The sequence below is a fragment of the Stenotrophomonas sp. STEN046 genome (assembly GCF_056759755.1).
Genome location: NZ_JBRRDR010000022.1, coordinates 18,481 through 38,786 on the forward strand (window position 1 = coordinate 18,481; position 20,306 = coordinate 38,786).

At 63.7% G+C, this 20,306-nt stretch carries 9 protein-coding genes; 2 read left to right on the top strand and 7 right to left on the bottom strand.

Going from position 1 to position 20,306, the window contains the following annotated elements; translation table 11 throughout:
• Positions 1–187: 187 nt before the first annotated feature.
• Positions 188–1,774 (bottom strand): phytoene desaturase family protein, encoded by a 1,587-nt coding sequence (locus ACVOLJ_RS11915; protein WP_481564208.1) that lies wholly within the window; start codon positions 1,772–1,774, stop codon positions 188–190.
• The gene (locus tag ACVOLJ_RS11920) at positions 1,771–2,253 is read right to left on the bottom strand and encodes a VOC family protein (RefSeq protein ID WP_475280396.1); all 483 of its coding nucleotides are present in this window, start codon (positions 2,251–2,253) and stop codon (positions 1,771–1,773) included. The genes ACVOLJ_RS11915 and ACVOLJ_RS11920 overlap by 4 nt, the downstream gene beginning before the upstream one ends.
• Before the next feature lie 125 nt (positions 2,254–2,378).
• Between ACVOLJ_RS11920 and ACVOLJ_RS11925 the strand changes: the two genes are divergently transcribed.
• A complete protein-coding gene (locus ACVOLJ_RS11925; RefSeq protein WP_481564209.1) occupies positions 2,379–4,043 on the top strand; it encodes a saccharopine dehydrogenase family protein in 1,665 nt (554 codons plus the stop codon).
• Between the two features lie 276 nt (positions 4,044–4,319).
• Positions 4,320–7,349, top strand: a complete 3,030-nt coding sequence (locus tag ACVOLJ_RS11930) for a TonB-dependent receptor (protein ID WP_481564210.1) — start codon at positions 4,320–4,322, stop codon at positions 7,347–7,349.
• 208 nt (positions 7,350–7,557) lie between these two features.
• On the opposite strand, the gene ACVOLJ_RS11935 is transcribed toward ACVOLJ_RS11930, so the two are convergent.
• The 5 genes from ACVOLJ_RS11935 to ACVOLJ_RS11955 form a co-directional block, all read right to left on the bottom strand.
• Positions 7,558–9,564, bottom strand: a complete 2,007-nt coding sequence (locus tag ACVOLJ_RS11935; RefSeq protein WP_481564211.1) for a M13 family metallopeptidase — start codon at positions 9,562–9,564, stop codon at positions 7,558–7,560.
• Between the two features lie 242 nt (positions 9,565–9,806).
• On the bottom strand, positions 9,807–11,912 hold the full coding sequence (locus ACVOLJ_RS11940; RefSeq protein ID WP_481564212.1) for a M13 family metallopeptidase: 2,106 nt from the start codon (positions 11,910–11,912) through the stop codon (positions 9,807–9,809).
• Between the two features lie 189 nt (positions 11,913–12,101).
• A complete protein-coding gene (locus tag ACVOLJ_RS11945; RefSeq protein ID WP_475280392.1) occupies positions 12,102–14,963 on the bottom strand; it encodes a TonB-dependent receptor plug domain-containing protein in 2,862 nt (953 codons plus the stop codon).
• Positions 14,964–15,147: 184 nt separating this feature from the next.
• Entirely contained in the window at positions 15,148–17,184 is a 2,037-nt protein-coding gene (locus ACVOLJ_RS11950) for an alpha/beta hydrolase family protein (protein ID WP_481564213.1), read from the bottom strand.
• A gap of 161 nt (positions 17,185–17,345) precedes the next feature.
• A complete protein-coding gene (locus ACVOLJ_RS11955; RefSeq protein ID WP_475280390.1) occupies positions 17,346–20,153 on the bottom strand; it encodes a TonB-dependent receptor domain-containing protein in 2,808 nt (935 codons plus the stop codon).
• Positions 20,154–20,306: the final 153 nt, after the last annotated feature.

A 20,306-nucleotide genomic window follows, 5' to 3' on the forward strand; every position in this document is an offset into this window, starting at 1 on the left:
GTACACTTCCTCCCACGCGGGTAGGTGCCAACCTTGGTTGGCACGCCTTCGACAGGATCATTTGATCTGGTAGCTGCCAACCTTGGTTGGCGCTCGTCCTGCAACGCTATGCCAACCAAGGTTGGCATCTACCAACGGCAGGTCATGAAAGCGGTTGGGTATACGCGCATCCACGCAGCGCGTGGATCTACAGATCCTGCAGCACCACCTGCGCCGCATTGTGCCCCGGCGCGCCGGTGACCCCACCGCCCGGATGCGTACCTGCACCGCACAGGTAGAGGCCGGGCAGGGCGCCACGATAGCCGGCCTGGCCGATCATCGGCCGTGCCGAGAACAACTGGTTGGCGCTGAGCGCGCCATGGAAGATGTCGCCGCCGATCAGTCCGAAGGTGCGTTCCAGATCCAGTGGTGACAGCACCTGCCGGCCCAGCACGCTGGCGGTGAAGCCTGGGGCATGGCGCTCGACGGTGTCGATCATCAGGTCGGCAACCGTGTCGCGGTGATCATCCCAGTGACGGCCGTCGGGCAACACCGGCGCCACGTGCTGGCAGAACAGGCTGGCCACATGCTGCCCGCGCGGCGCCAGCGAATCGTCCAGCGTGCTGGGGATCAGCATCTCCACGATCGGCTCACGCGACCAGCCGTCGCGGCGTGCGTCCAGCCACGCGCGGTCCATGTAATCCAGGCTCGGCGCCATGATGATGCCTGCCGTCAGGTGGTCGCCGGGGCCGGGCAGGGCGCGGAAGTCCGGCAGCCGCGACAGTGCGACATTCATGCGGAAGGTGCCCGAGCCGCAGCGCCAGTTCGCCATTCGTTCGCGCGTCGCCTCAGGTACCTGTGCCGGCTCCAGCAGCTGTTCGTACAGCAGCTTTGGATTGACGTTGGCGACCACCGCTCGCGCGTGCAGGTTTTCACCGTTGGTCAGCTGCACGCCCACCGCGCGCCCTTGTTCAAGCAGCACGCGCCGCACCCCGGCATCTACCCGCAGCTCCGCACCGGCCTCGCGCGCTGCAGCAGCGATGGCCGCGCTGATGGCGCCCATGCCACCGATGGCGTGGCCCCATGCGCCCTTGATCCCGTTGCACTGGCCGAATACGTGGTGCAGCAGCACATAGGCGCTGCCTGGCGTGTACGGGCTGGCGTAGTTGCCGACGATGCCATCGAAACCAAACAGGGCCTTGATCGGTTCGCTTTCGAACCAGCGGTCCAGATATTCGGCCGCCGACAAGGTGAACAGGTCCAGCAGTTCCTGCCGCAAGGCAGGGTCAAGCACGGCCAGTTCGCGCCCCAGCCGGCCCATCTGCCACAACGCGGGCAGGGCGCGCCAACCCTGCGCGACGCCCAGATCCGGAGGCACCCGCAGCGCCCAGTCCCGCAGCACGTCGGCGAAGATCTCCAGACGCGCTTCATAGGCGGGCAGCATCTGCGCATCGCGCGCGGAAAACTTCGCCACCTCGGCCTGGGTACGGCCCGGTGCCGCCAGCAGGTAGCAGTGGTCGGGCAAGGGCAGGAAGTTGTTGACCGGCCGCGCAACGATGCGCAGCCCGTGCGCATGCAGCCGCAGATCTTCGATCACCTTCGGCTGCAGCAGTGACACCGTGTACGAGGCCACCGAGTTGCGGAATCCGGGATGGAATTCTTCGGTCACGGCGGCGCCGCCGAGCACGCCACGGCGCTCCAGCACCAGCACCTTCTTTCCGGCACGGGCCAGGTAGGCGGCACAGACCAGCCCGTTGTGGCCACCCCCGACAATGATCGCGTCCCAGCGGGTCATCCGTTGCGGATTGCCGCTTGGATGGTGGCGATGTCGATCTTCTTCATGGGCATCATCGCGTTGAAGGCGCGCTTGGCGGCAGCCTTGTCGGCGCCGGTCACCGCGTCCAGCAGCATGCGTGGGGTTATCTGCCAGGACACGCCCCAGCGATCCCTGCACCAGCCGCACTGGCTTTCCTGGCCACCATTGTCGACGATCGCATTCCACAGGCGGTCGGTCTCGGCCTGGTCTTCGGTGGAAATCTGGAACGAGAACGCTTCGCTGTGCTTGAACGTTGGGCCGCCGTTGAGGCCGACGCAGGGAACACCGCAGACGGTGAATTCGACAGTCAGTACGTCGCCCTGCCTGCCATCCGGGTAGTCACCGGGAGCGTGATGCACTGCAGTCACTTCACTGTCGGGGAAGGTCTTGGCATAGAACCTGGCGGCCTCCAGCGCACCGGTGTCGTACCAGACGCAGATGGTGTTCTTGTGAGCCATGGCGGGGCTCCGTAGTGGACGAAGGCGCAGCGATAGCATGGGCCGTGTTAAAGCCGGATCGTGCTGCACTGCGGAAGCCCCGGGCGCCGCGCTACCATGCCCGGACGACACGACAAGGACGCTGCGTGAAGATCCTGATTCTCGGTGGCTATGGGGTATTCGGCGGGCGGCTGGTGCGGTTGCTGTCCGACCTGCCGATGTTGGAAGTGCTGGTCGCCGGGCGCACGCTCGCCGCCGCGCAGGCCTTCTGCGCCGCGTATGCCGGGCAGCCTGTGCTGCGGCCGCTGCAGGTCGACCGGCAGCAGCTGGCCGCCGCGCTGCAGGCCGAACGGCCGGACCTGGTGGTGGATGCCTCCGGCCCGTTCCAGGACTATGGCGCGCAGCGTTACGCCGCCATCGAGGCCTGCATTGGCGCCGGCATCGACTACCTGGATTTCGCTGATGCCGCCGACTTCGTGTTCGGGGTTTCGCAGTACGACGCGCAGGCCAAAGCGGCCGGCGTCTACGTGCTGTCCGGTGTCAGCAGTTTCCCGGTGCTGACCGCTGCGGTGTTGCGTGACATGGCAACGCGCATGGATATCGTCCGTGTGGAAGGCGGCATTGCACCGTCGCCGTATGCAGGCATCGGCTTGAACGTCATGCGTGCGGTGGTGGGTTATGCCGGTTCGCCGGTGAAGCTGCGCCGGGGTGGTCGCGACGGGCACGGCATCGGCCTGGCCGAAAGCCGCCGCTTCACCGTGGCGGTGCCAGGGCGGCTGCCCCTTCGCAACCTGCACTTCTCGCTGGTGGACGTGCCCGACCTGCAGGTGCTGCCCCCGGAGCATCCGACCATGACCGATATCTGGATGGGTGCCGGCCCGGTGCCGGAAGTGCTGCATCGCGTGCTGAACCTGCTGGCCAAGGCGCGCCTGCATCTGAAGCTGCCGTCACTCGAGCCGTGTTCGCGCCTGTTCTACACGGTGCTGAACCTGATGAAATTCGGCGAGCACCGCGGCGGCATGATCGTGCGCGCAACCGGCATGCGCGATGGCGTGCCCATGGAGCAGAGCTGGCATCTGCTGGCCGAGGCCGATGATGGCCCGTACATTCCGTCGATGGCGATCGAAGCGATCATCCGCAAGCAGCTGGCCGGTGAGCGCCCTGCGGCGGGCGCGCGGCCGGCCACGCACGCGCTGGAGGTAAGCGACTACGACCGCCTGTTTGAAGGCCGCACCATCTTCACCGGGTTCCGCCACGACATGCCCGGCGCCAGCCTGTACCAGCGCGTGCTCGGCAGCGCTTACGCACAGCTGCCGAGCAGCGTGCAGTCGCTGCATGCGCCAGGTGCACCGCGTCGATGGAGTGGTAGTGCACGCGTGGAGCGTGGACGCGGCCTGCTGTCGCGCCTGCTCGGCGCTGCATTCGGCTTTCCGGCGGCAGGCGAGGGCGTGCCGGTCAGCGTGGCATTCAGTGCAGAGGCCGGTGGGGAGCGATGGACGCGCACGTTCGCGGGTCGTCGGTTCTCTTCGTTGCAGACCGAAGGAGCAGGGCGCAACGAGGCGTTGCTGGTAGAGCGCTTTGGTCCGGTTTCGGTGGCGCTGGCGCTGCTGGTCGATGCCGGGCGCCTGCAGCTGGTGCCGCGACGCTGGTCACTGCTGGGCATACCCCTGCCGCGCAGCCTGCTGCCGGGGGACAACAGCTTCGAATGCGACGTGGACGGGGAGTTCGTGTTCGACGTGGAGATCGGCGCGCCGCTGGTGGGGCGGATCGTGCATTACCGGGGGATGTTGAGGCCCGAACCCGTGTCATAAAGGAAATGGTCGTTTGTCGCTTATTGAACACGCCTTGAAAATTCAACGGCATTCCGACTGACGCATTTCGCCTGGCGAGACGCAGGATCGTATTGCGGCTGCATAGGCGCGATGGGGAATATTCTTCATCAGTTTCAAGACATTGCGTCAGTTGTGCAGGTTGGCCGCTGCGGATTCTGCAGACGATCCATCCAGAGTTCAGTGGCGTGTGGAGGGGGAAAGGGCGTAACGCCGTGTCTATAACAAAGGCGTGTAACCCAATCCAAAGGACGCTCCATGACATGTCGCCCGGCCATTGCGCCGTTGAAGCGCACTGCACTCGCTGTTCTCCTGACTTCCTTCGTTGGCGCCGCAGCCGCGCAGAGCACGACGGGTTCCTTGTATGGCAATGCCGCGGTTGCCGAAGGTACGACTGTGATCGTGCAGAGCGATTCGGGGCTGAGACGGACGGTTCCTGTCGACGCTTCCGGCCGCTACATGTTGGGATCGTTGCCGGTGGGAAAATACAGCATCAGTCTGCAACGCGATGGACAGATTCTGGATCGCCGCGACAACATCCAGCTCAAGGTCGGCGCGGGCACCGAAGTGTCGTTCGTCGGTGACGCGGGAACTACCACGCTGGGTGCTGTGAAGGTGACGGCGGCCAATCTGCCAAAAATCGATGTCACCAATACGGTATCGAAATCAGTCATCACCTCCGAGCAACTGGAGACCCTTCCACTAGGGCGTAGTGCGGAAGCCATCGCGTTGCTGGCTCCGGGCGTTGTTTCCGGCAGTGGAGCGTTCTCCAACGGTTCGCGCTCGGTGCTGTCCTTTGGCGGTTCGAGCGTTACCGAGAATGCCTACTATCTCAATGGCTTCAATGCATCCAACCCACTGAGCAACCTCGGCGGTGTCAGTCTGCCCTATGGGGCAATCGACCAGCAGGAGACCTATACCGGCGGCTACAGTGCCGGCTACGGACGTTCGACGGGGGGTGTCATCAATCAGCTCGGCAAGCGCGGCACCAATGCGTGGCGCTTCGGCTTCCAGACCACCTGGTCGCCGGATGCTCTGGCAGCATCTCCAGCCAATGTGCGATACCCCGATCGTGGGCTGCCTGAGGGCTACGAGTACACCGATGACACCCTTCAGGGAACTCTGTACCGCTATCGCAAGGGCGACACGGCCACGCGTACAACCTACAGCGGATACGCCGGGGGGCCATTGATCGAAGATCGACTGTTCATCCATGTCGCAGCAGAAAGTGACCGCACCGAGGGTGTCTCTACAGCGAGCAGCGCGAGCGCGCAGCAAGTGCGCAATCACTACGCCATTGATGCGCCGAAGTTCTACGGAAAGCTCGACTGGAACATCAATGACAGCCACGCGCTGGAATACACCCGCCTGCAGAATACCGACCGCCAGGCGGGCTACCACAATGCATTCGACTACGACACGTTGTCGGAGGGCGGGCGCGCTGGAACATTTGCCAACACAACGAAGATCAAGGACTCCTTCGATATCTTCAAGTACACAGGCTATCTCACCGATGACCTGACTCTCAGTGCCGTATGGGGGCGAAGCCGGCAGATCAATCTCGAATCCAATCCGCTGGACTCCGACAACCCTTACATCAGCTCACCGGGCAACCAGGATCCATCCATCACCGGTGGTACCCCGATCCGCAACGATCAGGCAGGGCTGTACACCAAGGCCGATGATGCCGGCAGTACAACACGCGGCCTGCGGATGGACCTGCAGTACCGCATCGGTGATCACGAACTGACGGCCGGCATCGACAACATGACCTATCAGGCCAACAATGAGGGTCAGGCGATGACTGGACCCGGTCATGCATGGATCTATTCGCGCGTCGGCCCCGGTGTGTCTCCCAATCCCGGCTTTGGCATTTCGCCGCCGGGAGGCAATGGCTATTTCGTTCAGAAGTACATTTTCTCCACGACAACGAGCATGTCGGTCGAGCAGAAGGCGTACTACCTGGAAGACCGTTGGCAGGTCTCGCCCAACTGGCTGTTGACGCTGGGTCTGCGCAACGACCGGTTCACCAACTACAACAGCGATGGTCTCGCCTATGTCGAGAGCGGCGACCAGTGGGCGCCGCGTCTTGGCGCCAGCTGGGATGTGTTTGGTGATTCGTCGCTGAAGGTATTTGCCAACCTGGGCCGCTACTACCTTGCGTTGCCAAACAGTGTGGCCATCCGCAGCGCTTCTGCTTCGACTTACACCCGCGAATATTTCACGTACACCGGGATCGACGCGAATGGAAATCCCATCGGTTTGACGCCACTGGGTGATGGGCCGGTTTCGACCAACAATGAGTATGGGCAAGCACCCGATCCCCGTTCGGTGGCCCCCACGGATCTGAAATCGCAGTATCAGGACGAGCTGATCCTGGGTTTCGAGAAGACGCTGGGCAGTTCACTGAATTCAGGGGCGAAGTTCACCTACCGTCGCCTTCAGTCAGCCATCGACGATACCTGTGATTCCAGCCGCATCGAGGCCAAGCTGGCTGCGATGGGTGTCGATGCCGGCGGCATGGAGCTGCCGGGCTGTGTGATTTTCAATCCGGGAGGCACCAACACTTTCCAGATTCGGCACCGCGATGGCTCCGGCTATACGCCGATCAGCATGAACTCCAGTGATTGGGGCTATGACGGAAAGAAGGCCAAGCGCAATTATGTCTCGGTTGATCTGTTCATCGAGCACCCGATGAATGACAAGTGGTATGGCCGAGTCGATTACACGTGGTCGCGCAGTTTTGGCAACACCGAAGGCCAGGTGAAGTCAGACATCGGGCAGGACGATGTGTCCAAGACCCAGGACTGGGATTCGTCCTACCTGATGGAGTACGCCGGCGGCTATCTCGCCAACGACCGGCGTCACCAGCTGAAGGGCTTCGGGGCTTATCAGTTCAACGACCAATGGGCGGCCTCGGCGACGCTCCGACTCATGTCGGGCATGCCCAAGAGCTGCCTTGGCTACTACGGCAATGACGAATCCGATCCTGCAGCGGGCTACGGCTCGGCTTACCACTACTGCAATGGCGAGCCATCGCGGCCCGGAGACGCGGGGCGCCAACCCTGGACTGCGCGGCTCGATCTTGGGGTGATGTACCGCCCCGCCTTGGCGGGCCACAAACTCGCCTTTGGCCTGGACATCTTCAATGTGTTGAACCAGCGCCGTCAGCTCCAGTCTGACGCCAAGTACCAGGGTGGGCCCTACACGGTGTCCAACACCTATGGCATGGGGACGTACTACACCGCGCCGCGCGCGGTTCGCCTGAGCGCATCGTATGACTTCTGACCGGTTCGCGTAGGGCTCTCTCTCTTCGCCACGGTTTGTTGACCCCGGTCCATGGCCGGGGTCCTTTTCTTGCCCACCTGCGCATGACTCACCCGCGCATGGCGTGGATGGACGCTCCGTCGCAGGTCCACGCACTCCATGGATGAAAAACCCAAACAGAAAAGGGCGCCATGAAGGCGCCCTTTCCATTACCGCTCCGGCGTGAACCTCAGCGCCAGACCTTGATCTGCTCGGCATCGGTGCGCTGCATCGGCTGGCCCGGCTTGCAGCTGAAGCTGGCGCCGAAGGACGGCAGGTTCGACAGCGGGCCGTTGGTGCGCCAGCGACCCGGTGCACGGATGTCGGCGGTCAGCCGGCGTGCGGCTTCGTTCGGCGAGAGCTGCTGCGGCCACAGTGCGGCCCAGGCGCGGAAGAAGCCCTGCTGCTGTGCCGGCTTGGCCTTCGGCTCCTGCGCGGTGTAGGCCGCCCAGGCCAGCTCCAGGCCGGCGATGTCGGCCAGGTTCTCTTCTTGGGTGAGCGTGCCGTTGACCTTGGCACCCTTCACGCCGGGGAACTCGTAGCTGCCGTACTGCGCAGCCACGCGGGTACCCAGCAGGGTCCAGGCGGTCTTGTCGGCCGGGGTCCACCAGCTGCGCAGTTCGCCCTTGGCATCGACCAGCGCACCCTTGGCATCGATGGCGCGGGTCAGTTCGTGGCCCACCAGGCCACCGAAGCTGCCGAACTTGTCGGCGGCATCGGCCTTGGCGTTGAACACCGGGCCCTGCAGGATCGCCGCGGTGACGATCAGGCGGTTCTGCGCCAGGTCATAGGCCAGCGACGGCTGCTGCGGCAGCACATCCCAGCGGCGGTCGGCGTTGCCCTTGCCGATGCGCTTCATTTCCTCGCGGTGGCGCCAGGTCGAGGCGATCAGCATGTTGCCGCCGAACGAGCCACGGCCCATCGGCTGCACGCTGTAGTCGAGGTCGCGCAGCGGCGTACCGATCTCGATCTTCAGCGCGGCCAGCTTGGCCTGCGCTTCGGTCTTGGCTTCGGCGCTCATCCAGGTGTTGTTCTTGACCGCCTCGATCTGCACCTCGCGCACCTTGTCGACGATCCAGGCCGCCTGGCGACGGTCCTCGGCCGACAGGTAACGCGCGGCGTACTCACGGCCGACCATCGGGCCGGCGGCCACGTTGATGGCGTCCAGCACGCTTTCCCAGCGCTGCGGCGGCAGGGTTTCACCGCGCAGCACACGGCCGCGGAACTCGAATTCGGCGTCGCGGTAGGCCTTGGACAGGTACGGCGCCATCGCGTCGCCCACGCGCCAGCGCAGGTACGCCTTCCACTGGTCCGGCTTGAGCTTGGTGACCATGCCGTCGAGCTGCTTGAACAGCGCCGGATCGGCCAGCGAGACCAGGTCGTCGTTGACGCCCTGTGCCTTCAGGAACGCATCCAGCTGCAGGTTGCGATAGCGGCTGTTGAGATCCTTGGTGGAAATCGGCGCGTAGTTGTTGAACGGGTTGTTGATGCCCGCCAGCGACTGCGCGTTGCGCGCAAGTTCGGTTTCCAGCGCGATCACGGCCTGCGATTCGGCATCCAGCTTGGCCGCCGGGGTGCCGGTCAGCGCCAGGATCTGCTTGACGTAGTTGCGGTAGCGGCCCATCAACGCGACGGTGTCGGCGTCGGTGCGGGTGTAGAACGCCGGATCCGGCAGGCCCATGCCGCCCTGCATGAAGTAGCCGATGTGGCGGTCCAGCGCCTTCAGGTCCACGTCCGGACCGAAGTTGAACGCCACCGGGATGCCGACCTGGTGCAGGGCGGCAATCGAGGCCGGGATGTCCTTGGCCTTCTTGATTGCGTTGATGCGGGTCAGCAGCGGTGCGATCGGATTGGAACCATCGGCTTCGACGGCAGTTTCGTCCAGGCCGCTGGCCCAGAAATCGCCCAGCAGCTTCTGCACGTTGCCCTGCGGTGCCTTCATCGAGGCGTCCAGCAGCTCGCGCTGCTGCTGCCGGCTGCGGTCGACCAGCTGGCCCAGCGCGGTGGCCGCACCGGTCTGCGGGATGGGGTTGGCCTTCAGCCAGGCCGCATTGTTGGCATCGTAGAAGTCGCTGCACTGGGCGCTGACAGCCGGCGCACGCGCGGCCTTCTTCTTGGCGGCAAACGCATCATGGGTCGGGGCCAGGGTCGCCAGGCTGATGCCGAGGGCGATTGCAAGCGGACGGAAGTTGGGCATGTAGAGCGAATCCGTGATGGATTGAGGTCGGGCCGAACTATAGCAAGCCGCGCATGGGCGCGGCATGCACGCATCACGGTGGCTCCGCCGTGCCGTGCGCCGGCCAAGGTCGGCATCTACCAATGGCGTGGGCCTGCGAAGGCGCAGTAGATCCACGCCATGCGTGGATGACGGGCGCCGCAAAAAACAAAGGCCCGGGAAATCCCGGGCCTCTGCAGGCAAACCGTGGCCTCAGCCCTGGCTTACCAGATCACGACCTGCTGGTCGCCGGTACGCGACATCGGCGTGCCCGGCTTGCACTGGAACGCTGCGGTGAAGGTCGGCAGGTTCGACGGCGCGCCGATGGCACGGAACTGCGCCGGTGCGTGCGGATCGGTGGCCAGGCGGACCTTGGCGTTTTCCGGGGTGTACTTGGTACGCCAGACGGTGGCCCAGTTGAAGAAGAAGCGCTGGTCGCGGGTGAAACCGTCGACCTTCGCGTCTTCCTTGCCGGCCGACGCCTTCTGCAGCGCGTCGTAGGCGGTGGCCAGGCCGCCCAGGTCGGCGATGTTCTCGCCCAGGGTCAGGTGACCATTGACCGCCTGGCCGTCGACCTTGTACTGGTCGAACTGCTTGACCAGCTTGCCGGTCAGGCCCGCGAAGTTCTTCGAATCGCCTTCGGTCCACCAGTTCTCGAAGTTGCCGGTCGGGCCGAAGCGGCTGCCCTGGTCATCGTAGCCGTGGGTCATTTCGTGGCCGATGACCGCGCCGATGCCGCCGTAATTGAGGGCGTCGTCAGCCTTGGCATCGAAGAACGGCGGCTGCAGGATGGCGGCCGGGAACACGATCTCGTTCTGCAGCGGGTTGTAGTAGGCGTTGACGGTCTGCGGGGTCATGCCCCACTCGGTCTTGTCCACCGGCTTGCCGATCTTGGCCAGGTTGTACTGGTAGTTGAACGCGGTGGCCGCGCGCACGTTGCCCAGGTAGCTGTCGCGGTTGGTCTGCAGGCCCGACCAGTCACGCCACTTGTCCGGGTAACCGATCTTGGGGGTGAAGGTTTCCCACTTGGCGATGGCCTTGGCCTTGGTTTCCTCGCTCATCCAGCTCAGGCCCTGGATGCGTTCCTTCAGCGAAGCGGCCAGGTTCTTCACCAGTTCTTCCATCTTCGCCTTGGCTTCCGGCGAGAAGGCGACCTTCACGTACAGCTGGCCAAAGGCTTCGCCGGCGTCGCTTTCGATGGTGCCCAGCACGCGCTTCCAGCGCGGCTTCTGCTCTTTCTGGCCGTTCAGTTCCTTGCCGTAGAACGCGTAGTTTTCCTGCACGAAGGCATCAGCCAGGTACGGCGATGCACCGTCCACGGTATGGAAGCGCAGGTAGGCGCGCCACACCGACGGATCGGTGTCGCCCAGCGCCTTGCTCACTTCCTGGTGGAAGGCCGGGATGGCCAGCGAGAACTTCTCCGGCGCAGCAACATTCTGCGACTTGAAGAACTCGGTCCAGCTGAAGTTCGGGGTCAGTGCGTCGGCCTCGGCCAGGCTGACCGGGTGGTAGTACAGCGAGACATCGCGGGACAGCTCGACGCTGGACTTGGAGGCCTTGGCCAGGCGGGTTTCGAACTTGACCACGTCCTCGGCCTGCTTGGCGGCATCGGCAGCGGCAACGCCGGACAGCTCCAGCACCTTGGCCACGTGGGCCTGGTAGGCCTTCAGCTTGTCGGCCTTCGAAGCGTCGGTATAGAAGGTCTTGTCCGGCAGGCCCAGGCCGCCCTGGCTGGCGTAGGCCATGTTCATGGCCGAGTTCTTGAAATCAGCTTCGGCACCGAAGCCGAACAGCACGTTCTCGCCCTTGGCCGCGCTGCTGCGCAGGTAGTTGGCGATGGCGGCCTTGTCCTGCAGGCCATCGATGGCAGCCAGGTCGGCCTTCAGCGGCTCGATGCCCTGGGCGTTGACCTTGGCTTCGTCCATGCCGGTGGCCCACAGGTCGCCGACGATCTTTTCAATGCCGGCCGGGTTCTTCACCTGCGCGACCTGCTCGGCCAGCTGGTGCTGCACGGCGACCGAACGCTCGTCGAGGATGGTGAAGGCGCCCCAGCTGGTGCGGTCGCCCGGAATCTCGTTGGCGGCCAGCCACTTGCCGTTGACGTAGTCGCCGAACGCGGTGCAGGCGTCCAGCTTGCTGTCCAGATCACTGGCCTGGAAGGCGTTGTAGGCCGGCAGCTTGCTCTCGTCGAGCTTGTAGGTGGTGGCGGCGTCGGCCGCGGCCGGCGTGGAGGCGGTGGCATCCTTTGCCGGGGTTTCGTTCTTGCCGCAGCCGACCAGCGCGGCCGAAACGGCCAGGGTCAGCAGCACGATCTTGGGAGTACGGGTCACTTGAATGGCCTCCAGGCCGAGTGAGTCAGGGAAGGGCCGTGCGGACGGCCGTGGGCCGAACGATACGCCGCCGGCCCGTGCTGCAAGGGTGTCGAAGGTCATGGCCGGGCGCAAGGGGGCGGGGCGGTGCCATAAAAAGACAGACCCGGCAAAAGCCGGGTCTGTCGGGGTACTGCGGTTGCTAGCGGATCAGAACTTGTACTTCAGACGCACGAACGGGGTGCGGCCGTACAGGTCGTACTGGGTGGCGAAGGCTGCGGTGTTGCCGTAGCGGTTGCCAGCGCCGGTGGAGATCTGTGCCGGCTTGGTGTTGAACACATTGGAGATACCGACCAGCACTTCCCAGTCAGCCTGCTTGTAGCTCACCGAAGCGGTGTGATACACGCGGGAATCGGCCACCAGGTCGCGGTAGGAGTCCGGGCGGCCCTGGTAGGTGAAGCGGGAGTTGAGGGTCGTGTTCTCGGTCTTGCCGATGTACTGGCTCAGCCAGTTGTATTCCCAGTCACCGCGGGTAAGGGTCAGGCCCAGGTTGGCAACCAGGTCCGGACGACCGATCAGGCCGAGCTGATCCGACGAGGCCAGGCCGCTGGCCTCGGCGCTGTCGAACAGCTGTGCCACGTCTTCCACGGTGTAGGTGACCTGCGAGTCCAGAGCGAACTTGCCGAAACCGAACTCATGTTCCCAGTTCAGGGTCATGTCCCAGCCGCGGGTGCGCTGCTGGTTGATGTTCAGATACTGGGCGTAGATGCTGCGGATCGAGTTCGCATCCGGACCGGAGGTCGGGTTGCGCTCCAGCAGATCGCAGTAGCGGTTCGGGTAGGTGCTCGAGCCGTAGCAGCCGGTGGTGATGTCCAGAGCGTTCAGCGAGGTGATCTGGCCGCGGATGTCGTAGTCGAAGTAGTCGATCGCCACGCTGAGGTCAGCGAACGACGGGGTGAACACGATACCGGCGCTCTTGGCGCGGGAGGTTTCCGGAATCAGGTTGCCGGCGCCACCGCTGGTGTACACGGTTGCACTGGAGCCTGCGCCCACGTAATCGCCCGGGATACCGGCGGCGCCGCAGTTGGCACGGATGTTGGTGTTGTCGCTCTCATCCCAGCGGATGCAGGGATCGATCGCGGTCTGGTTCTGGAAGCCGGTCTGGTTGCCCAGATACAGCTCGTACAGGCCAGGTGCGCGGTAGGAGGTGCCGACGGTGCCGCGGATACGCAGCGACGGGATGATCTGCCAGTTCAGGCCGGCCTTCCACACCTTGTCACTGCCGCTGACCGAGTCGTACTTGAAGACGCGGGCCGACGCATTGGCGGTGAGCGATTCGATACCGGTCACGCCCTTGACCAGCGGGATGTCGAATTCGACAAAGGCTTCCTTCACCTTGTCGTTGCCCTTGGTCACGTCAGCCGTCGAGGCGCCCCAGAGGTCCTGGTAGTTTGCATCCGGGGTGTCTTCGATGGAGTAGTAGCGGTACTCCAGGCCGAACGCGGCGGCGAGCGGGCCGGCCGGCAGGTCGAACAACTCACCAGAGAAGATGGCGTTGACCGTCACCGTGTCGTAGGTGGTCTTGCCAGTGGCGGTGATGCCAAGGATGTCGACCAGCTCGTCAACCTTGGCGCCGCTGAGGTAGCCCGGGTCGAAGTAGTTCGCCGCCGGCGTTTCGCCAGCATCCGGGTTGGTCAGATCGCCGGTGATGGAGTTGCGGATGCCCAGCGAGCTGTACTTGCCGCTGGAGCGGCTGGCATTGGCATTGACTTCCCAACCCCAGCTACCGGTGAACAGGCCGTCGAACTTGTTGGCCAGATAGTAGTAGTTGACCTCGGTTTCCGAGGACGACTTGAACGGCAGCACCGGCTGGGCGTAACCGTTGGTGGTGCCCGGCGCCTCAACGGTCGGGAAGAACTGGCGCCACTGGAAATTGTTGGTCTTGCGATTGTTATAGAGGAACTGGGTCTTCCAGTTGAACGCTTCAAAGCCGAAGTCCGAAGCGAAGTACGCCGACTTGCGCTCCTGGCGGTTGATGATGTGGCTGCGGCCCCAGGCGTCGAAGTTCAGCGGTTCTTCGTAGTAGGCAACCGGGCTGCCGTTGGCGTAAGTACGGTTGGCACGCGGGCGGTAGCCCGGGAACGGACCAACGGTGCTGCCATCGGGCGACGGGATGTAACGGATCGGCGAGTCGTACTCGTCGATGACGTTGATGAGCAGGTTGTTGCAGTTGGCAAGATTGGTCCCGGCGGTGATCGAATGATCCTGCCGGTCGATGCGGTTGCCGTTGGCATCCTTGATCAGATCGTTGCCGCAGTTGAGGAAGTCGCGGTCGCCACGGGTCAGCTCGTTGTGGCGGTACCACTCGACGGCGGCGACGATGCTGCCCTTCTCGAAGTTCCAGCCGTTGGCAAGTGAGCCCTGGAAGACTTCACCACCACCTTCGGTCGGGATACGGCCGGTGACCGTCAACTCCGGGCGCTCGAAATTCTTCTTGGTGATCAGGTTGACCACGCCGGCCACAGCATCGGAACCGTAGATGGACGAGGAGCCGTCCTTCACGATTTCAGCGCGCTGCAGGATGGCGGTGGGAATGACGTTCAAGTCAAACGCGCCGACCGCACCGCGGGTACCGGCTGGGCCCGGACGCTGGCCGTCCAGCAGCACGAGGGTGCGGTTGGCACCCAGGCCGCGCAGCGAGAACGTCTGTACGCCGGTACCACCGTCAACGACAAAGCCGCCGAACTGGTGGGTGATCTGGGTTTCAGCAGCGCCGATTGCCGACTTCTGCAGGAATTCGCCCACCGACACCTGGCCCTGGGCAGCGTTGTGCTCGGTGTCGATGGTGAACACCGGCGACGAGGTCTCGTAGTCCGCGCGGCGGATCAACGAGCCCGTGACGGTGATCTTGTCAAGATCGGTTGCGCGCTGCTTGGAGGAAGAAGTGCTTGACGCCGCGGCTTCCTGCTGGGTGGTCTCCTGGGCCATGGCCGGTGCGACCTGCAGGCAGGCCAGCACAGCGAGAGTGAGCGGGACGCGGCTTGGCTTGATGTGTCGGTTGGCGTTGCGCATTTCGGTGTGATCCCCACTTGTTATGCTTCGGTTAATGGAGTGTATGTTCCGCGTAAAGTAAATGCAACATGAATGGATCGCTGTCGTAACTTGTTGTTGCTAAGGGGAAATTCAGGTTTTTGGGCATGAAAAAACCCCGCCGGTTAAGCCGACGGGGTTGGATGAGCGGATCTGTTTTTGCCGCTTACAGTCCGCCCGGCCCGCAGTCCTTGGCGAGGAAATCGGCCATCAGCGGCAAGGTCGCGCGATAGTGGCTCGGGTACCACGGCATGCTGTGCGGCATGTCGGGAATCAACTCGAACCGGGCCGGCACCTTGTCCTTGACGCCGTTGTAGAAATTCCTCGCATGTGACGCCGGGGTACGCACGTCGCGATCACCGACAAAGGTCAGCAGCGGGATGGCCGCCTTGGCGGTGTTCTGCATCGGATCCATGCCCTTCACGGTCTGCCCCTGCAGGATGCGCTGCAGGCGGTTCTCGCTCCACGACACGCCCAGACGTGCCAGGTCGGTCACTGGTGCACCTGCAATGGCGCACTGGAAGGGCGAGGGGCTGCGAACCACGGCGGCAGCCGAGGCGAAGCCGCCATAGGAGTAACCGAAGATCGCGATGCGGTCCTTGGCAGCGATGCCCTGCTGCACCAGCCAGGCCGCAGCATCATCGTTGTCGTCCTGCATTGTCAGGCCCCATTGCTTGTCGCCGGCGATCCAGTGCTCACGACCGAACCCGGTCGATCCGCGGTACTGGGGACGAATCACAGCGTAGCCGCGCGAGGTGAAGAACGGCACCCAGCCGGAGGCATCCCAGCCGGTGTAGTCACGCGCCCACGGCCCACCATGGGGATGCACCAGCGCCGGAAGCGCTGCGTCGCCGTTCTTCCAGCCAACGGGCAGGTCGACGATGGCGGGGATCTTGCGGCCGTCCCGCGCGGTGTAGGTCACCCAGCGCTGTTCGCCGATCTGCTTGCCATCGACCCACGGACGCTCGCTGCCCAAGGTGGTCACCTGCTTGCGGTCAACCAGGATCTGGTAGCTGGTGGGCGAGTTGGCCGCATTGGTAGTGAACAGCACACGCGACAGATCATCGTTGTAGCCGGTGATGGCGATGTACTTGCCCGGATACGCCTGCTTCAGACCGTCGTACAGCGCCTTCATCTGCGGATCGATATAGACCGCTTCACGGCGCGGGCCGTCGACATAGAAGCCCAGCACCTGGTTGAAGTTGCTTGGTTTGGTGCCCAGGATCAGGCCGCCGATCGGGAACTCCGGATGGGCTGCCAGTGGCTCGGTGTCGAAGCTCTTCGCAACCGGATCGTACAGGCGTGCCTGCACCTGGTCCGAGAACTTGTCGGTGAGGACGTACAGCTTTCCGGTCTGGTCGTCGATACCCACCACTTCCATGGTGTAGCGATCAGACAAGCGCGTGGTCAGGGTGTCGTGCTTTTCGAACTGGCCGCTGGACTTGTTCTTGACCAGGATCTGCTGCTCATAGTCGTTGGATCCTGCAGGCTCGATCTGGGTGCGGGTCAGCAGTTCGCCATTGCGGGGGTGGAACAGCCCTGGCGTGGAACGCGCATCGCCGCGGAACAGCAGCTCGGTCTGCCCGGTCCTGAGATTGAACAGGTAGTAGCTGGCCGAGAAATTGGTCTGGTTGATCTGCGAGATGATGACCTTGTCCGGGTCCAGCGGAAGCGAATGGACCAGGGATGCGGTGCCGGCCAGTTCCAGGCAGCGCTGGGTCTGTTCGCTGATGCCGAGCTTGCGGGTGTTGTCGGCGAAGGCCTCGTCGAACTTCGCCTGACTGCTGTCGGTGAGGAACGCTTTGGACAGGAAGGTCTTGGTGGAGCCGACCGAGTTTCCTTCGCCGCAGCCAGACAGCTGTGCTGTCAGCTCCTGGCGGCCGATGACCAGGCTGCGGCCGGCTTTGAGTGCGCTGGCGGCGATGAATTTCATCCGATCGCCAGACGGCGTGATTGCCACCGGCGCCGCGCCGGGGCTGTCCAGATTCCAGTTGGCCAGTGCGGTATCGCCATTGTTGCTGCCAGGCGCGGTGATGATCGCAACCAGCTGCTTGCCGTCGGGACTCATGCTGACGGACTGGATGGACGGGATCTTGGCGAAATCCTCAACCGGCAGCGGCGTGGCAGAGGCGTTGGCGAGCTGAAGGCCCACCAACAGGGCGGTGGCGGTGCCCAGGTGGGCAGGCGTAATGCGGCGTTCCATGGTCAGGGGTTCCTTGTGGCAGGGCACGTCAATATGACCCGAAGATGAACGAAGGCCCGGTTGCCGTCAACTCGGCGTGAAGCCGCGCCTGTGGCAGGTCCTCGCCCGCAAACGAAAAGGCCCCGCCGAAGCGGGGCCTTTGGGAGGTGCCGGAGCGGCGCTTACTTCTTGCCGAACTCGTACTTGGCCTGCACGTACACCGCGCGGCCGTAGGGGTTGTAGATGCTGCTGTTGTACGGCGCGTCGATGTTGCCGGCGTAGCTGTGGGCCTGGCCGTCAGGCATCTTGTTGAACACGTTGTTGACCATCATCGACAGCGTCAGGTTGTCCATCGCCTGGTAGTTCACGCTCAGGTTGTAGGTGGTGTACGAACCCCACTTGCCAGCCTGGTACCCGGACGGATGCACATAGTCGTAGCCCTTGCCCAGGTATGCCATGCGGTTGGGGGTCTTGCCGATGTAGTTGAAGTACAGGGTGGTGGTCCACTTGTCCTTCGCCCAGCCCACCGCACCGTCTGCCCGCACCTTGGCGTACTGGTCGTAGTTCCACATCGCGTACGGGTCGCGCAGCAGGTCCAGGTAGTCGTCGCCCGGCTGCGGCTGCAGCTCGCGCTTGATCATGTTGGTGTAGTTGCTGGAGAACTGCAGTGCACCGAAGCGGCCGATGTCCTGCACGTACTTGAAGCTGGCCGTCACCGCCTGCAGGTTCTGGCTGGCGATGTTCATCTTCGGTGTGTAGATCTGATCCAGCTTGCCGGTACCGTCGCGGCTGATCCAGTCATCCACGTTCTGGCAGCTGGCCGAAGTGTTGTTGGTCTGGCCGTTGCGGCAGTAGTACTCGGCCAGCAGCAACTGGTCGGAGCTGAGGGTGTTGACCTCGTTCTTGATCTTCCAGTTGTAGTAGTCGACCGACACCGACAGGTTGTTGATGGGGGCCCACACGATGCCGGCGTTCCAGACGTCGGCGGTGATCGCTTCCAGCTCGGGATTGCCGGACTGTTCGCCGAACACCGATTCGTTCGCAAACGGGCAACCGACCGTGTCACTGGGGTTGAAGCCGAGCTGGCCGCAGCGGTAGTAGTCGACCGAACTGTTTGCGTAGTAGCCGCTGCGACCCTGGAAGGCATCGGAAAGGCTGGGCGCACGGAACGCAGTGCCGTACTTGCCGCGGAACAGCAGGCTCTCGATCGGACGGAACTCCACGCCGATGCTGTAGGTGGATTTGTCGACGGTCTTGTCGGCAATCTTGAAAGCATCGTAGCGGCCCGACGCGGTCACGGTCAGCGATTCCAGCAACGGCATGCGCAGTTCGCTGGTCAGGGCGTAGTTGCTGCGATGGCCGGCACCGGCCACCGAGGTCGTACCCCACACGCTGCCATCAAGAAGACGCTGGTCGGGTGTATACGACCAGCCTTCACTGCCGGCTTCGGCCACCACGGCCAGCCCCGCATCACCACCGGGCAGCTTGAACAGCGAACCGTTGGTGATCTGCGCGCGACCCAGGTTCTGCCAGGTACGGCTCTTGTTGTAAGTGAAGCCGGTGAAGGTCTGGAAATCACCTGTCGGGAGCGGCGAGTAGAACGCACCCCAGTTCGGGTTGTAGATGTTGTAGCCGTCGTCGGTGACGCCGAGCACCGGGCCCAGCACGCGGTCCTCGAAGTAGCTGTCGATCTCGTTGGCCCAGCGCGCGAAGCTGCGTTCTGTCAGCTTGTACTCACCGCGGCTGAAGCTGGCGCTGTAGTCCCAGTTGCCGACATTGCCACGACCGCCGAGGGTGACCTGGTAGGCCTTGTTGCGGTCGGTGCTCATGATGTCGCGGTAACCGGCGGCGCTGATGTCCTCCGGCGCGAACGCGCGCTGCAGGTTCATGTACTCGCCGCTGGCCTGGTCGACGAAGGCACCGAAGCCGACGTTGCTGCCCCAGAAGGCGTAGCCCGAGCCAGCGGTGTACTGCACCTCTTCCAGGCTGTACAGCGCATCGGCGAAGAGCTGGAAGTTGTCGTTGACGTCGAAGGACATCGACGAATAGATCTGGCTGCTTTCCTTTCCGTTCTTCAGCGTCTTGTAGCCGGCACTGAAGGGCGAGCCACAGGATTCACCGACCGCGCGCGTGCCCAGCACGGTGGTGCCACCGAACTGCCCGGCCACGTTGGCGCAGCGGCTCGGGTCCATCATCACGTAGGCGTTCTGCTGGTCCGGCAGGTAGACCAGGAAGTCGTTGGTTGGAACCTGCGGGGTGTAGCCCTTCGTGTTGTTCTGCTTGGTCAGGTCGCGCTGGTAACCCCAGATCGGGCTGCTCTTCTCGTACTGCACGTTGACCAGTGCGTGGAAGCGGTCATCGAAGGCATTGAAGCCGTGCGCGCCACTGACGCGGAAATCGTTGCCGCCACCCTCGGTGTAACCGCCGCCGCGCACGTTGAGTACGCCGCCGTCCATGCGGTCCTTCAGGATGATGTTGACCACACCTGCGATCGCGTCCGAGCCGTACAGCGACGACTGGCCGCCGGGCAGAATCTCGATGCGCTCGACGATGTCGATCGGGATGCCGCTGAGATTGTTGAAGGTGTCGCTGCCGTTGTAGAGGGCAGGGTAGGACAGCATCGGCCGTCCGTTGATCAGGTATTTGGTGTAGCTCGGGCTGAGGCCGAACATGCCCGAGGCTTCAGCGCCTTGGGTGAACGAGGCCGAGGTCTGGCCACCCTGCAGTCCGCCGGTGGTCAGCGAGTTCTGCTGCAGCACCTCGGCCACGCTGGTGAAGCCGCGGGTCTGGATGTCCTCGGCGGTGACGGTCAGTACCGGCGTGTGGTTCTCGATCTGGGTCTGCGGGATCAGTGAGCCGGTGACGGTCACGCGTCCGAGATCGGTGGGGGAGTTGTCCTGGGCGAGCGCGATCGCGCTGCTGCTGGCCAGGATCAGGCCGCTGAGAACGGCGCGGGTAAGCGGGTGGCGCGAGAAGCCAATACGAGACATGCGGTGCTCCGTGTGGTCGTGAGAAACGCGTTTCCCTTTCCTGGGAACTCATGGATGGTTCAGCAGCCCTGCAGGCAGAAACAGGCGGCGTTTTTCGAACGTAACACGCGCTTAACGTGATTTGCGTGGGTTTGTCATGCGCCGGCGTACCGA

Excerpts from the sequence above, each read along its gene's own strand:
- ACVOLJ_RS11950 (WP_481564213.1), bottom strand. The coding sequence starts at position 17,184 with ATGGAACGCCGCATTACGCCTGCCCACCTGGGCACCGCCACCGCCCTG.
- ACVOLJ_RS11935 (WP_481564211.1), bottom strand. The coding sequence starts at position 9,564 with ATGCCCAACTTCCGTCCGCTTGCAATCGCCCTCGGCATCAGCCTGGCG.
- ACVOLJ_RS11955 (WP_475280390.1), bottom strand. The coding sequence starts at position 20,153 with ATGTCTCGTATTGGCTTCTCGCGCCACCCGCTTACCCGCGCCGTTCTC.
- ACVOLJ_RS11915 (WP_481564208.1), bottom strand. The coding sequence starts at position 1,774 with ATGACCCGCTGGGACGCGATCATTGTCGGGGGTGGCCACAACGGGCTG.
- ACVOLJ_RS11945 (WP_475280392.1), bottom strand. The coding sequence starts at position 14,963 with ATGCGCAACGCCAACCGACACATCAAGCCAAGCCGCGTCCCGCTCACT.
- ACVOLJ_RS11920 (WP_475280396.1), bottom strand. The coding sequence starts at position 2,253 with ATGGCTCACAAGAACACCATCTGCGTCTGGTACGACACCGGTGCGCTG.
- ACVOLJ_RS11930 (WP_481564210.1), top strand. The coding sequence starts at position 4,320 with ATGACATGTCGCCCGGCCATTGCGCCGTTGAAGCGCACTGCACTCGCT.